Raw genomic sequence first — 14,168 nt, forward strand, 5'->3', positions numbered from 1 at the left:
GGCGCTCACGACAGCACCAGCCGGTAGCCCATGCCGGCCTCGGTGCGCAGGTGCACGGGGGCGCCCGGTTCGCGCTCGAGCTTCTTGCGCAGCTGGGACATGTACAGCCGCAGGTACCCGGAGTCCGACACCTGATCGGTGCCCCAGATCTCGCGGAGCAGCTCCTGCCGGGTGACCAGCGCGCCCGGATGCCGGCACAGGTGCTCCAGCATCCGCCATTCCGTGGGCGTGAGGTGCACGGGATCTCCGTCGCGGGTGACCAGGCGCGCCGCGAGGTCGACCACGACGTCTCCGAACCGCACCACCGCCGCCCCGGCGGCGGGATCCGGGGCGGTGCGCCGGGCCAGCGCGCGCAGCCGGGCGAGCAGCTCGTCCACCTGGAACGGCTTGGTGACGTAGTCGTCGGCGCCGGCGTCCAGCGCGTCCACCTTGTCGGCGGAACCGGTGCGGCCGGAGACGACGATGATCGGCGCGCGCGTCCAGCCGCGCAGTGCGTGGATCACCTCGACGCCGTCCAGACGCGGCATGCCCAGGTCGAGCAGGATGATGTCCGGATGCGTCTGCGCGGCCATCGTCACGGCCTCCGCCCCGTCGGCCGCCGCGACCACCTCATAGCCGTGCGCGGCCAGGGTGATGCGCAGCGCCCGCACCAGCTGCGGGTCGTCGTCGGCGATCAGCAGCTTCACGAGGCGTCCTCCCCGGTCGTGTCCGGACGAGCGGATGCCGGGGCCAGCGGCAGCGAGATCGCCATGGTGAGCCCGCCGCCCGGGGTGCTCTCGGGGGCGAGCGTGCCGCCCATCCCCTCGGTGAACCCCTTCGAGAGGGCGAGACCCAGGCCGAGGCCGGTGGTGTTGTCGGTGTCGCCGAACCGCTGGAACGGGGCGAACATGCTGCGCTGCCGCTCCGGAGGCACCCCGGCGCCGTGGTCGATCACGCGGATCTCGCCGAAGCCTCCCCTCCGGGCGGTCGCCACGACGACCGTGGTGCCCGCCGGGGCGTGCCGGTGCGCGTTCGCGAGCACGTTCACCAGCACGCGCTGCAGCAGCACGGGGTCCGCGAGGAGCGGCGGCAGCGAGGGGTCGAGGTCCAGCTCGACGTCCTCGGGGGTCAGGCCCAGCTCGTCCAGCGCCGCGAGGACCGTGTCCTCGGCATCCGTCGCGGTGAGGGACACCGCGAGCACGCCGGCCTGCACCCGGCTGACGTCGAGCAGGTCGGTGATCAGGGCCGACAGCGTGGACAGGCTCTCGTCCGCGGTGGCGATCAGCTCGTCGCGGTCGGCGGGTGAGAGGTCGTGGGCGGCGCGCAGTCCGCCGACGGCGGCCATCGCCGAGGCCAGCGGCCGGCGCAGGTCGTGGCTGAGAGCCGAGAGCAGCGCGCTGCGCACCTGGTCGGTCTCGGCCAGCGCCTCCGCCTCCTTCGCGGTCGCGCTCAGGTCGGTGTGCTCGAGGGCGGCCGCCAGCTGCGCCACGATCACGTCCAGCAGCCGGCGGGCGGGCGGCTCGAGGGGCCCGCCGTGCAGCTCCAGCGTCGCCCGCGGGTGGCCGGCGTCGTCGCGGCCGACCGGCACCGGCGTGAACCGGCCGTCGCGCACCGGCTCGCCGTCGAGGGCGATGACTTCGCCGTCGGGTGCGAGCAGCCGCACCCCGCTGAGGCCGAACGCCTCCCGGGCCCGGGAGATCAGCGCCTGCACAGCGTTCTCGCCGCGCAGCACCGTGCCGGCGACCGACACGAGCAGCTCCGCCTCCGCGGTCGCGCGGATCGCGGCCCGGCCGCGCCGCGCCGCGGCGCTGACGATGAGGCTGACGAGCACCGCGTTGATCACGTACAGGCCGAGCGCGACCGCGTGCAGCGGATGCTCCACCGTGATCGAGAACTGCGGCGCGACGAACAGCAGGTCGAGCGTCAGACCGGAGAGCACGGCCGCGAACACGGCGGGGAACAGCCCGCCGATGAGGGCGACCACCACCACGAGCAGCTGGTACCAGAGCACCTCCGCGGTGATCGACTCGGGACTGCGCAGCGTGAAGAGGACCCAGGTGAGCAGCGGTCCGCCGATCAGCGCGACCGCGAACCCGGCGACCTGCCGTCGCCAGCCGAGGGCGCCGCCGGCGATCCGCGGCAGCACCGTGCCCATGCGACCGTCGCTCATCGCCTGGGCCGCCGGCTTCCTGACACCGGTCATGTCCCCTCCCGCTCGCATCCTAGACTCCCCGTCCCGCGCCGGCCTCGACGGCGGCGTCCGGGGGACCCGCCGGTCGCTGCGCCCGCCGGCCGGTGGCGACGACCGGCCGCCCCGCCCGCTCCTGCCCGGGCACCGGTCGCGACCGCCGGCCGTAGATCAGTTCGGACGAGTCCAGCAGCCACGGCACCAGCGTGATCGAGACGCCGTGCACCAGCATCAGCTGGCCGGCGATCCGCCGGGCGCGCCGGTTGTGCAGCAGCGCCTCCCACCAGTGCCCGACGATGTACTGCGGCAGGTACACGGTCACGACGCTCGACCCGTGCTTCTCGCGGTACTTCTCGATGAACTCCGCCACCGGCTGCGCGTAGGAGCGGTACGGCGAGTCCAGGATGACCAGCGGCACCGGCATCCGTCTCTCCGCCCATTCGCGCTGCAGCTGCTCGCCGTCCTCCGGGGTGAGCGCGACGTGGATCGCGAGGGTGGTGTCGTGCTCGGCCGCGATGGCATAGTCGATCGCCTTCAGCACCGGCTTCTGCAGCCGGTTGACGAGGATGAGGGCGAGGTCGCCGCTCGAGCCGAAGTGCACGGCGTCGTCGACACGGATCTCGTGCTCGACGTCGCGGTAGTAGCGCTTCACGCCCACCATCAGCAGCGCCAGGAACGGGATCGCGAAGAAGACCAGGTAGGCGCCGTGGGTGAACTTCGTGATCGTCACGATCACCAGGACGAGCACCGTGAACACGGCGCCGATCGCGTTGATCGCGAGGCCCGTGAGCGCGGCGCGGCGCTCGGATGCCCGAAGCGACGGCCCGCGGGGCGCGGTGGCGCGGAGCATCCGTCGCCAATGCCGCACCATGCCGATCTGGCCGAGCGAGAACGAGACGAACACGCCGATGATGTAGAGCTGGATCAGCGTGGTCAGCCGCGCCTGGAACACGATCAGCACCGCGATGGCGGCGATGCCGAGCAGGATCATGCCGTTCGAGAACACCAGGCGGTCGCCGCGGGTGTTCAGCGCCTTCGGTGCATAGCCGTCGCGGGCCAGCACCGCCCCCAGCAGCGGGAAGCCGTTGAAGGCCGTGTTGGCGGCGAGCAGCAGCACGCACGCGGTCGCCGCCTGGATGATGAAGAACGGGATGCTGCTGCCGCCGAACGTCGCGGCGGCGACCTGGGCCATCAGGCTGGGCTGCGGGGTGGTGCAGTCGAAGCCGACGAGCGCGCACGGGTTCTCCGCGTAGTGGACGCCGGAGATCAGGGCCAGCGCGGTGAGGCCCGAGAACAGGGCGATCGCGATGCCGCCCATCATGGTGAGGGTGAGCTGCGCGTTGCGGACCTTCGGGGCGCGGAACGCCGGGACGCCGTTCGACACCGCCTCCACACCGGTGAGCGCGGAGCATCCGCTCGAGAACGCGCGCAGCACCAGCAGGATCACCGCCGCCTGGCTGAGGTCCTCGGCGTGCATGCCGAAGGCGGCGCTGGAGGCGACCGGAGGGTCGCCGAGCAGGGTGCGGGCGATGCCGGTGACGATCATCACGCCCACCGAGCCGATGAACACGTAGGTCGGGATGGCGAACACCAGCGACGCCTCGCGCACGCCGCGGAGGTTGATCACGACGATCAGCAGCACGAAGCCGACGGCGAGCTCGACGCGGACCGGGTCGAGCTGCGGCACGGCGGAGATGATGTTGTCCACGCCGGAGGCGACCGACACGGCCACGGTGAGCACGTAGTCGACGAGCAGGGCCGCGGCGACGGTGACACCGGGGATCTCGCCGAGGTTCTTCGAGGCCACCTCGTAGTCGCCGCCGCCGGACGGGTACGCCTTGATCAGCTGCCGGTAGCTGAGCACCACGACCGTCAGCAGCAGCACGACCGCCGCGGCGACCCACGGTGCGAAGCTGAGGAACGCGAGGCCGCCGAGCGCGAGGATCATCACCAGCTCCTGCGGCGCGTACGCGACCGAGCTGAGCGCGTCGGAGGCGAAGATCGGCAGGGCCATGCGCTTGCGCAGCAGCTGCTCGTCGACCTGCTCGGTGGTGAGCGGTTCGCCGATGATCAGCCGTTTGGCCAGCTGCGGGGCTTCCGAGAGATCCTTCGCATCCACGGCGAGAGACGCTACGCGCGGTGCGGGCGCGCACGGACGTTCCTCACGCAATCCCTACGGCTGCGCGGGATCTCCTGACGGAATCCTCACGGACGTCCGGGGGGAGGCGGATGCCGGGGGGCGTGAGCGCGCTCAGCGCCGCGCGGCGCCGCGCCCCGCCATCGGCACCGGGCCGGTCACCGAGAGCTCGTCCTCCCAGCACTGGATGCCGGTGACCTCGGGCATCCGGGCCCGGGTGAACACCGGGTCCAGGCCCGCGCGGCGCTGCTCGGTGTAGTCGCGCAGCAGCTTGAACGCCACCCCGGACAGCAGCGCGATCGCGACGAGGTTGATGATCGCCATCACGCCCATGATGCCGTCGGCGGTGTTCCAGATCAGGTCGGCCGAGGCGATCGAACCCAGGAACACGACGACCACGACGAGCGCCCGGTACGCGGTGAGCACGGCCGGCTTGGCGTTGATGAACTCGATGTTCGACTCGCCGTAGTAGTAGTTGCCGATGATCGAGCTGAACGCCAGCAGGAAGATGATCACGCTGAGGGCAACGTTCGACCAGGTGCCCAGCGACCCGACCAGGGCGTTCTGGGTGAGCACGATGCCCCGCTCCGCACCGGCCAGGTCGGGTGTCGCCACGAGCACGATGAACGCGGTGATGGAGCAGACCAGGAAGGTGTCGAAGTACACGCCGAGGGTCTGCACCAGCCCCTGCTTGACCGGGTGGGTGACGGCGGCCGTCGCGCCGGCGTTCGGCGCCGAGCCGAGGCCGGCCTCGTTGGAGAACATGCCGCGCTTCGCGCCGACCATGATGATGGTGCCGAGCGTGGCGCCGACGACCTCGTTGAAGCCGAACGCCTGAGTGTAGATGGAGACGAACACCTCGGGCAGCCGCTCGACGTTCAGGCCGACGACGATGAGGCCGAGGATCAGGTAGAGCAGCGCCATCAGCGGCACCACCGCCTGCGACACCGACGCGATCCGGCGCAGGCCGCCGAAGATGACGAGCGCGGTAAGCACCGCCAGCCCCGCCCCGACCGCCCACGGGATCCAGCCGACCTCGCCGCCGAAGCTGCCGGAGACGGTGGCGCTGATCGTATTGGCCTGCAGGGAGTTGAACGAGAACGGGAAGCACAGGATGAGCACGACCGCGAACAGGATGCCCATCCATCGCGCCTTCAGGCCGTGCTGCATGTAATAGGCCGGGCCGCCGCGGAAGCCGTCCCGGTCGCGCACCTTGAACGCCTGGCCGAGGGTCGACTCGATGAAACTCGAGGCGCCGCCGATGAACGCCATCGTTCACATCCAGAACACCGCGCCCGGGCCGCCGATCGCGATCGCGGTGCTGACGCCGGCGATGTTGCCGACGCCGACGCGGGATGCCGCCGAGATCGTGAACGCCTGGAAGGCCGACACCGACTGCGGGCGGCCGTCGGCATCCGTCGGCGTGCGGTCGGTGAGTGTGCGGAACATCTCCGGGATCAGCCGGAACTGCACGACTCCTGAGCGCAGCGTGAAGTACACCCCGAGCACGGCGAGGATCGGGAAGACGATCCAGGTCCACAGCTTGTCGCCGGCGTCGAGCACGAACTGGTTGATCAGGTCCATCGCCCCAGTATGACGGACCGGTTCAGACGCGCGCGGTCGACCCTCGCACGATCAGCTCGAACGGCAGCTCGGCGGCCGCTGCCGCGGCATCCGTCGTCCCCTCGAGCTGCGCGAGCACCGCGTTCGCGGCCCGCTCGCCCTGCCCCATCGGGAACTGGTCGACGGTGGAGAGCTGGAAGAACTCGCCGAGCTCGTGCCCGTCGATGCCGATCACCGACAGGTCCTGCGGCACCCGGAAGCCGAGGTCGCGGGCGGCGAGGATCGCGCCGATCGCCATCTCGTCGGATGCCGCGAAGATCGCGGTCGGCCGCGGACCCGGCCGGCCGAGCAGCTGCTTGGTGGCCCGGAAGCCGCCGTCCACGGTGAAGTCCGCCGGCTCGAGGAAGGCCGGGTTCGGGGTGATCCCGGCATCCGCCAGCGCCCGCTCGAAGCCGAGCCGGCGCTGGGTCGGGATGTGGAAGTCGAGGTCGAACTCCGGATTCGCGCCGATGTGGGCGATGTCGCGATGGCCGAGGCCGAGCAGGTGCCGGGTGGCCAGCTCGGCGACCGCGGTGTCGTCCACGGTGAGCGTGTTCAGGCGCGGGTTCGGGCCGCCGATCGCGATCACGGGCAGCCCGAGATCGAGCAGCTGCTCCGTCTCGCCCTCATCCAGCTCGATCGACACGGCGATGACGGCATCCACCCGCTGACGGCGCAGGAAGGTGCTGAACACCTCCCGACGCACATCGGCGTCGGCGGTGATGTTGTACAGCGTGATGTCGTAGCCCGCCCGCATCAGGGCGGTGGACGCCCCGGACAGCACGGTGCTGAAGAACCAGCGGTCGAGGAACGGCACGATCACGCCGATGTTACGGGTGCGGCCGGATGCCAGGCTGGACGCCCGCGACGACACGACGTATCCGAGCGTCTCGGCCGCCACGCGCACCCGCTCGCGGGACGCCTCCGACACGTGGCCGCGGCCGCTCAGCGCGCGCGACACCGTCGCCGTGGACACGCCGGCGAGCTTGGCGACCTCGTCGATGCTCACCATGTCGTGTCCTCTCCCTTCCGAGACTGGTCGTTCCGCATGAGGCAGGGCGTCCTCGACCCTGTCTCACGCAGAACGGCGAGTCTCATCGCATCCTCAGGCCTTCCGGTACCACGCCGCCGTGTCGGGCGGCAGCGCCGTGCCGGCGAACGGCCGGCTCTGCACCACGAACTCCACATCGCCGAGCTCGATCGGCTCCTCGCCGAGGTTGGCGATCACGTGGAGGTCGCCGCGCCGGAAGGCGACGGCCTGCTCCCCGGCATCCTCCCACACCAGCGACCCCGACCCGAGCGCGTGCTCGCGACGCAGCTGGATGAGGCGCTTGTACAGGTTCAGCGTGGACGCGTCGTCCTTCTCCTCGACGTCGCGCGCGAAGCGCGCCCACTCCGCCGGCTGCGGCAGCCAGGACTTCCCGGTGTCGTTGAAGCCGAAGGCGGGGGCATCCGCCTGCCACGGGATCGGCACCCGGCATCCGTCACGGCCGTATCGCTTGCCGCCGGTGCGGAACCAGGTCGGGTCCTGCCGGAACTCGTCCGGGATCTCGATCGCCTCGGGCAGACCCAGCTCCTCGCCCTGATAGAGGTAGGCGGAGCCGGGCAGGGCCAGCATCAGCGTCGTGGCGGCGCGTCCGCGCGCGAGGCCCACGACCGGGTCGGGCTTGCCCGGCGACTTCGGGCCGATGCCCTCGCCCTGCGGGTTCTCCGCGGTGAGCGCGAGGCGCGACGCGTGTCGGACGACGTCGTGATTGGAGAGCACCCACGTGCTCGGGGCGCCGACGCCGCCGAAGGCCTCCAGCGACTCGCGGATGACGTCGCGCAGCGACTCGGCGTCCCACGGCGTCATCAGGTACGGGAAGTTGAAGGTCTGGTGCATCTCGTCCGGCCGCACCCACAGCGCGGTCTGCGCGAGCGTCGGCAGCCAGGCCTCGCCGCACAGAGCGCGGTCGCCGTCGTACTCGGCGAGCAGCTCGTGCCAGTCGCGACAGATGTCGTGCACGCCGTCCTGGCCCCAGTACGGGACGCTCTCCTCGCCGCCGCCCATCGAGTCGGCATCCGCCACGGGGGCGTAGTCCGGCAGCCCCGCCTCTTTGACCATGCCGTGGGCGACGTCGACGCGGAAGCCGTCGACGCCGCGGTCGAGCCAGAACCGCAGGATGCTGCGGAACTCCTCCTTGACCTCTTCGTTGGTCCAGTCGAAGTCGGGCTGGGTGGCGTCGAAGATGTGCAGGTACCACTGGCCGGGGGTGCCGTCGGCCTCGGTGACGCGCTCCCACATGCCGCCGCCGAACACGCTCTCCCAGTTGTTCGGGGGCAGCTCGCCGTTCTCCCCCCGGCCGTCGCGGAACACGTAGCGGGCGCGCTCCTTGCTGCCCGGGCCCGCCTTCAGCGCCGCCTGGAACCACGGATGCTGGTCGGAGGAGTGGTTGGGCACGAGGTCGACGATGACACGGATGCCGCGGGCGTGCGCCTGCGCGAGCATCTCGTCGAAATCGGCGAGCGTGCCGAACAGCGGGTCGACGTCGCGGTAGTCGGCCACGTCGTATCCGGCGTCCTTCTGCGGGCTCACCATGAACGGGCTCAGCCAGATCGCGTCGACGCCGAGGTCCTTCAGCGCGTCCAGCCGGGCGGTGATGCCGGGCAGGTCGCCGATGCCGTCGCCCGAGGCGTCGGCGAAGGAGCGGGGGTAGATCTGGTAGATGACGGCGGTGCGCCACCACTCCGAGCCGGGGGCTGCGGACTGTTCGAGCTGTTCGAGCTGTGCCATGGGGAACAGGCTACTGCAAACGCTTACAGTCCGACCGCTCTCCGGGTACGAATCGCCTGATTCGCTGTGTTCGGGCCGGATTTCCGCCCGTTGAGCGATTCGACCGGATCAGGAGGCCGGGAGCACGATGTTCACCGGCGGCTCGCCGGCGAGCATCCGCTCGATCTGGCGGCGCACGAGGCGGGCGATGCGCGGGTTCATCGCCGTGGAGGCGCCGCCGACGTGCGGGCCCCGCGGTCGTGGACGAGGTGATCCGGCGCAGCGAGTGCGTCGGTCGACGCCGGGGGCGGATGCCCGGGCGGGAGGCGTCAGGCGGCGAGGCGGGCGACGGCGTTGATCGCGCTCTGGAAGAAGCCGAGGCCGTCCACGCCGCTGCGCATCGCGGCCGGCGTGTCCGGGCCGAAGCCGGGCTCGGTGGCGTGCTCCGGATGCGGCATCAGGCCGACGACGTTCCCGGCCTCGTTCGTGAGTCCCGCGATGTCGCGCAGCGAGCCGTTCGGGTTCACGCCGGCGTAACGGAACGCCACCAGGCCCTCGCCCTCCAGGCGGTCCAGGGTCTCCTCGTCGGCGATGTACCCGCCCTCGCCGTTCTTCAGCGGGATGATGATCTCCTGCCCGCGGGAGAACACGTTCGTCCAGGCGGTGTCGTTGTTCTCCACGGTCAGCCGCTGGTCGCGGCGGACGAAGTGCTGGTGGTCGTTGCGGATCAGGCCGCCGGGCAGCAGGTGCGCCTCGACGAGCATCTGGAAGCCGTTGCAGATGCCCAGAACCGGCATCCCGGACGCCGCGGCATCCTTCACCTCGGCCATGATCGGCGACAGCGCGGCGATCGCGCCCGAGCGCAGGTAGTCGCCGTAGCTGAAGCCGCCGGGCAGGACGAGCGCGTCCACGCCCTCGAGATCGTGCGAGCCGTGCCAGAGGGCGACCGGCTCCGCGCCGGCGATACGCACCGCACGGCGAGCGTCGACGTCGTCGAGCGAGCCGGGGAAGGTGATGACCCCGATCCGGACGGTCATTCCACGACCTCGATGCCGACGACGTCCTCGATCACGGAGTTGGAGAGCACCTCGTCGGCGATCCGGCGCGCCTCGGCGAGCACGTCCTCGGTGACCTCGCCGTTCACGGTGAGCTCGAAGCGCTTGCCGATGCGCACATCGCTGAAAGCGTCGACGCCCAGCCGGGCGAACGCGCCGCTGACCGCCTTCCCCTGCGGGTCGAGCAGTTCGGACTTGGGCATGACGTCGACGACGATGGTGGGCATTCGAGGCTCCGGAAGTCGCGGGAGGGGGCGGTATCAGTGTATCGCCCGGCCGGATGCGGCCGGATCGACGTCCGGGCGGAGGGGTGGGTGGGCCCCCTCCGGAGTCCCTCCGCCCGGACGGCCAGGTCGTCCCCCGATGACCCGGCCGCCGCATCGCCGAGGCCCGTGGCGACGCGGCGAGATCCCCAGGCATTCAGGCTAGAGTCGGAGGGCGAGACGCGCATCCTGGAGATTAGCGGAGCGTTGCACTCTCCAAGGGGGGAGATCCGGTGAAGCTGAGCGAGCTCTCCCGCGCCACCGGTGTCGGCATCACGACGCTGAAGCACTGGCTCCGCGAGGGCATCCTCCCCGGGGGTCGTCTGCGCAACCAGACCACCGCCGAGTACGAGCAGCGCCACGTGGACCGCGTGCTGCTGATCCGCACCATGCGCGAGGACTACAACGCCTCGATCGCGGCCATCCGCACACTGACGTCACTCATCGACGACGCGGCGTCCACCACGCTGGACGTGATGAGGGCGTGTCAGGCGTTCGTGATCGGAGCGCCGGAGGATGTGGCGACGAACCCCGCGTACGAGCCCTACCGGCAGCGGACCCACGAGCTGATGCGGATCCGCGACTGGCACGCCTATCCCAGCGCGGCCGAGCAGGGCCTGGCCTACGCGCTCGCCCAGGCCGCGGCCGTCGGGCTGGACTACAGCGTGGAGCAGCTGATGGAGTACGCGGATGCCCTCGAGCCGCTCGCCCACCGGCACATTGCCGCGCTCGGTCCCGACGGCTCAGCAGATGTCGTCGCCCGGCGGATGCTGATCGCGGTGCGCGCCCGCGCCCAGCAGCTGTTGGCCATCAGCCATCTGGCTCACGCTGCGATGTCGGTGCGGGCGGCGATCGAGCGCGGGGATGCCCCGCCCTCGACCGCTGCGCCGCCGCCGCGCTGACGGCGGGCACGATCCAGGCGGCGGCGCGAGGCGGGCGACAGCACGATCGCGATCCAGGCCATCGCGGCGACGATGATGCTGGCGACGATCGCCCAGAACAGGGCGGGCTCGTCGACGGCGAGGGCGGGGATGGCCCGCCCCGGGATCGTCGCCGCGAAGACGCCGGCGGTCACCGTCCCCGCCCAGGAGCCGATCATGTTGGCGCGGTGCGCGATCACGTTGCCGCGGCGGATCGCGAGGATGCCGAGCGTCGTCGTGATGAAGGTGAAGATCGCTAACGCGTGGAAGACCGAGAACCCGGCCGAGTAGATGAACATCCCCGAGACGCACACCAGGTAGAGCATGAGCGCGAAGGTGCGTCCGAGCAGACGGTGCGCGGCGTCCTTGCGGCGGCGAAGGATGTTCACGGGCCCGACGAGGATGACGAACGACGCGGCCACGGCGTGGACGACGATGAGGGCGGTGTGCAGGTCCATGCTCGATAAGATACGGGCGCTATCCAACCTGTGCATCCTGGATAGCGGCGAGCAGATCCGCTATCCGATGCCCCACGCGAAGGAGCGGCCGTGAGATTGAGCGACCTGTCCCGCGTCACGGGAGCGAGCATCGCGAGCCTGAAGTTCTGGATGCGGGAGGGCATCCTCCCGCCCGGCGAGCTGCGCAACCAGACGACGGCGGTATACGGCCGGAAGCATCTGCACAGGGTCGCGCTCATCCAGACGCTGCGGGCCGAGTTCGACGCTTCGATCGACCGCATCCGTGCCCTTACCGCGCTCATCGACGACCCGGCGGTCAGTCCGCTCGAGGTGATGGAGAACTGCCAGCTGCTCGCGACCGGGCTCGCGGTCGGTGACGCGGACCCGACATTCGCGGAGCAGATCCGCACGGTCGCCGAACGGGTCGGCTGGGGCGGGGCCGACAGCGCCGCAGCCCGCGCCCTCGCGGTGGCGCTGGAGGGGTCGGCGCGGGTCGGCTACGCGTACACCGATGAGGATCTCGTGCGGTACGCGCGGATGCTGGAGCCGATCGCCGTCGACGACATCGACTCGATCCACCCCGAGGGCACACTCGACGAGGTCGCCCGCAACCTGCTCGTCGCCGCGGCCGCGCAGAACCGGGTCCTCGTGGCGATGAATCAGATGGCGCACACCGCGGTCGCGATCCGGGCGACCGACGGCGACGGGTGAAGGGTCCGTCGGCGTCGGCCGGCTCAGGCCGAGTGGAACACCGTGTGCAGCTCGCCCACCGCGTCTCGGCCGCCGAGGCCGTCGATCTCGAACAGCACCGCCACCCCGGCGGCCGTGTGCCCGAGCCGCTCGAGGAGGTGCCGTCCCGCGGCGAGCGTGCCGCCGGTGGCGAGCACGTCGTCGATCAGCAGCACCCGCGACCCGGCGGGCAGGTCGTCGTGCATCTCGATCGTCGCGGTGCCGTACTCCAGGGCGTAGTCGACGGATGCCGCAGGACGCGGCAGCTTGCCGGCCTTGCGGATCGGCACCAGGCCCACGCCGGCCGCCATCGCGGCGGCCCCGGCGAGGAGGAACCCGCGCGCCTCGATCCCGGCCACGACATCGAACCCGCCGGCGAACGGCGCGATCAGGGCGTCGATTGTGGCGCGCAGCGCCGCGGCATCCGCCAGCAGCGGCGTGATGTCGCGGAACAGGATGCCCGGCTCGGGGTGATCGGGGATCGAGCGGATCAGGGTCTCCGCACGGGCGAGTTCGGGATGCACCCGGCAAGGCTACCCGAGGGCGCCGGCGCGCCGCAGACCGAGGAAGACGACCGGTGCGCACCGGGGGTCCGGATGAGAACATGGCCCCCATGACTCGATCCTTCCCCGAGGACTTCCTGTTCGGTGCGGCCACGGCCGCCTACCAGATCGAGGGCGCGGCGTTCGAAGACGGCCGCACCGCATCCATCTGGGATGCGTTCGCCCGCGTGCCCGGCGCCGTCGTGAACGGCGACAGCGGCGACGTCGCCTGCGACCACTACCACCGCTACCGCGAGGACATCGCGCTGATGTCCGAGCTGGGCCTGCAGGTGTACCGGTTCTCGACCTCGTGGTCGCGGGTGCGACCCGACGGGGGCCCGGTGAACCCGAAGGGTGTCGACTTCTACCAGCGCCTCGTCGACGGCCTGCTCGAGGCCGGTATCGTGCCGTGGCTCACGCTGTACCACTGGGACATGCCGCAGGCGCTCGAGGAGCGCGGCGGCTGGACCAGCCGCGACACGGTCGACCGGTTCACGGAGTACGCCCTTTCCGTGCACGACGCGCTCGGCGACCGCGTGCAGCACTGGACCACGCTGAACGAACCGTGGTGCTCGTCGTTCCTGTCCTACACCGCGGGCGTGCACGCGCCGGGCCGCGTCGACGTCGCCGACGGCCTGCTCGCCGCCCACCACCTGCTGCTCGCACACGGCCGCACGGTCGAGGCGCTGCGCGAGCGGGCGCCCGAACTCGACCTCGGCATCACGCTGAACCTCACCGTCGCCGATCCTGCCGACCCGCAGGACCCCGCCGACCTGGACGCCGCCCGCCGCATCGACGGTCAGTTCAACCGCTGGTTCCTCGCCCCGATCTTCCGCGGCGCCTACCCCGACGACGTCGTGCGCGATCTGCGCAAGGTCGACTCCGAGGCCGTGCTGCGCTGGCAGGACGCCGTGCAGCCCGGGGATCTCGAGGCGATCTCCACCCCGCTCGACGCGCTGGGCATCAACTACTACCACGGGGAGCTGCTCTCCGGGCATCCGCAGGGCGACGCCGAGGGCAACCCGCACGAGGCTGAGGGGCAGCAGCGCGAGACCGCGTCGCCGTTCCCGTCGCACGAGGGCATCCACTGGGTGGAGCGGGGTCTGCCGCGCACCGGCATGGGCTGGGAGGTGCAGCCGGAGGGCCTGACCCGGCTGCTGCGCCGCGTCGCCGACGAGTACGCCGGTGCGGTGCCGCTGTACGTCACCGAGAACGGCGCCGCCTACGACGACGTGGTGGAGGACGGGCGGGTTCCGGATGCCGAGCGCACGGCCTTCCTGCGTGACCACCTCGCCGCCACGCTGGACGCGATCGAGCAGGGCGTGGACGTGCGCGGATACTTCGCCTGGTCGCTGCTGGACAACTACGAATGGGCGTGGGGCTACCAGAAGCGGTTCGGCATCGTGCGGGTCGACTACGACACGCAGGAGCGGATCGTGAAGGACTCCGGCCGCGAATACCAGCGCATCATCGCCGCCCGCGCCCTCCCCAGTCGTTGAGCCCCTCCCGGTCGTTGAGCGAGGACGCGCGAAGCGCGACCGAG

The 14,168-nt window shown here is 71.2% G+C and carries 11 protein-coding genes and 3 pseudogenes; 3 read left to right on the forward strand and 11 right to left on the reverse strand.

Features of this window, described 5'->3' with window-relative positions; translation table 11 throughout:
* Positions 1-5: 5 nt before the first annotated feature.
* The 9 genes and pseudogenes from JSY13_RS00785 to purS form a co-directional block, all read right to left on the reverse strand.
* Entirely contained in the window at positions 6-686 is a 681-nt protein-coding gene (locus JSY13_RS00785) for a response regulator (RefSeq protein ID WP_259607130.1), read from the reverse strand.
* A pseudogene (locus JSY13_RS00790) lies at positions 683-2,122 on the reverse strand (sensor histidine kinase); the annotation flags it as partial. The gene JSY13_RS00785 and the pseudogene JSY13_RS00790, both read right to left, overlap by 4 nt.
* Positions 2,123-2,201: 79 nt before the next feature.
* The gene (locus JSY13_RS00795; RefSeq protein WP_259608226.1) at positions 2,202-4,181 is read right to left on the reverse strand and encodes an APC family permease; all 1,980 of its coding nucleotides are present in this window, start codon (positions 4,179-4,181) and stop codon (positions 2,202-2,204) included.
* A 237-nt stretch (positions 4,182-4,418) separates the two neighbouring features.
* A pseudogene (locus JSY13_RS00800) lies at positions 4,419-5,888 on the reverse strand (alanine/glycine:cation symporter family protein).
* A gap of 22 nt (positions 5,889-5,910) precedes the next feature.
* On the reverse strand, positions 5,911-6,918 hold the full coding sequence (locus JSY13_RS00805; RefSeq protein ID WP_259607131.1) for a LacI family DNA-binding transcriptional regulator: 1,008 nt from the start codon (positions 6,916-6,918) through the stop codon (positions 5,911-5,913).
* A 93-nt stretch (positions 6,919-7,011) separates the two neighbouring features.
* Complete coding sequence (locus JSY13_RS00810) at positions 7,012-8,679, reverse strand: glycoside hydrolase family 13 protein (protein WP_259607132.1); 1,668 nt, start codon at positions 8,677-8,679, stop codon at positions 7,012-7,014.
* Positions 8,680-8,787: 108 nt separating this feature from the next.
* Positions 8,788-8,907, reverse strand: a pseudogene (locus JSY13_RS00815) (hydroxyacid dehydrogenase); the annotation flags it as partial.
* An 80-nt stretch (positions 8,908-8,987) separates the two neighbouring features.
* A complete protein-coding gene (gene purQ, locus JSY13_RS00820) occupies positions 8,988-9,695 on the reverse strand; it encodes a phosphoribosylformylglycinamidine synthase subunit PurQ (protein ID WP_259607133.1) in 708 nt (235 codons plus the stop codon).
* A complete protein-coding gene (gene purS / locus JSY13_RS00825; protein WP_259607135.1) occupies positions 9,692-9,940 on the reverse strand; it encodes a phosphoribosylformylglycinamidine synthase subunit PurS in 249 nt (82 codons plus the stop codon). Before purS ends, purQ begins: the two co-directional genes overlap by 4 nt.
* 269 nt (positions 9,941-10,209) lie before the next feature.
* On the opposite strand from purS, the gene JSY13_RS00830 reads away from it, so the two are divergent.
* The gene (locus JSY13_RS00830; protein WP_259607136.1) at positions 10,210-10,878 is read left to right on the forward strand and encodes a MerR family transcriptional regulator; all 669 of its coding nucleotides are present in this window, start codon (positions 10,210-10,212) and stop codon (positions 10,876-10,878) included.
* On the opposite strand, the gene JSY13_RS00835 is transcribed toward JSY13_RS00830, so the two are convergent.
* On the reverse strand, positions 10,800-11,354 hold the full coding sequence (locus tag JSY13_RS00835; protein ID WP_259607137.1) for a DUF2306 domain-containing protein: 555 nt from the start codon (positions 11,352-11,354) through the stop codon (positions 10,800-10,802). The genes JSY13_RS00830 and JSY13_RS00835 overlap by 79 nt on opposite strands.
* 90 nt (positions 11,355-11,444) lie before the next feature.
* On the opposite strand from JSY13_RS00835, the gene JSY13_RS00840 reads away from it, so the two are divergent.
* Positions 11,445-12,065: a MerR family transcriptional regulator gene (locus JSY13_RS00840; protein ID WP_259607138.1), complete on the forward strand. Its 621-nt coding sequence runs from the start codon at positions 11,445-11,447 to the stop codon at positions 12,063-12,065.
* Between the two features lie 23 nt (positions 12,066-12,088).
* Here the strand turns inward: JSY13_RS00840 and JSY13_RS00845 are convergent, their stop codons facing one another.
* Positions 12,089-12,607: an adenine phosphoribosyltransferase gene (locus JSY13_RS00845; RefSeq protein ID WP_259607139.1), complete on the reverse strand. Its 519-nt coding sequence runs from the start codon at positions 12,605-12,607 to the stop codon at positions 12,089-12,091.
* An 80-nt stretch (positions 12,608-12,687) separates the two neighbouring features.
* On the opposite strand from JSY13_RS00845, the gene JSY13_RS00850 reads away from it, so the two are divergent.
* Positions 12,688-14,124 carry a glycoside hydrolase family 1 protein gene (locus JSY13_RS00850; protein WP_432806424.1) on the forward strand — a complete coding sequence of 479 codons (1,437 nt, stop codon included), beginning with the start codon at positions 12,688-12,690 and terminating at the stop codon, positions 14,122-14,124.
* The last annotated feature ends 44 nt before the right edge of the window (positions 14,125-14,168 follow it).

The sequence above is a fragment of the Microbacterium neungamense genome (assembly GCF_024971095.1).
GTDB lineage: Bacteria > Actinomycetota > Actinomycetes > Actinomycetales > Microbacteriaceae > Microbacterium > Microbacterium neungamense.

Bases quoted from the DNA above. Each gene is read 5' to 3' on its own strand.
- JSY13_RS00850 (WP_432806424.1), top strand. From the start codon at position 12,688: ATGGCCCCCATGACTCGATCCTTCCCCGAGGACTTCCTGTTCGGTGCG.
- JSY13_RS00805 (WP_259607131.1), bottom strand. From the start codon at position 6,918: ATGGTGAGCATCGACGAGGTCGCCAAGCTCGCCGGCGTGTCCACGGCG.
- JSY13_RS00835 (WP_259607137.1), bottom strand. From the start codon at position 11,354: ATGGACCTGCACACCGCCCTCATCGTCGTCCACGCCGTGGCCGCGTCG.
- JSY13_RS00795 (WP_259608226.1), bottom strand. From the start codon at position 4,181: ATGGCCCTGCCGATCTTCGCCTCCGACGCGCTCAGCTCGGTCGCGTAC.
- purQ (WP_259607133.1), bottom strand. From the start codon at position 9,695: ATGACCGTCCGGATCGGGGTCATCACCTTCCCCGGCTCGCTCGACGAC.
- purS (WP_259607135.1), bottom strand. From the start codon at position 9,940: ATGCCCACCATCGTCGTCGACGTCATGCCCAAGTCCGAACTGCTCGAC.
- JSY13_RS00810 (WP_259607132.1), bottom strand. From the start codon at position 8,679: ATGGCACAGCTCGAACAGCTCGAACAGTCCGCAGCCCCCGGCTCGGAG.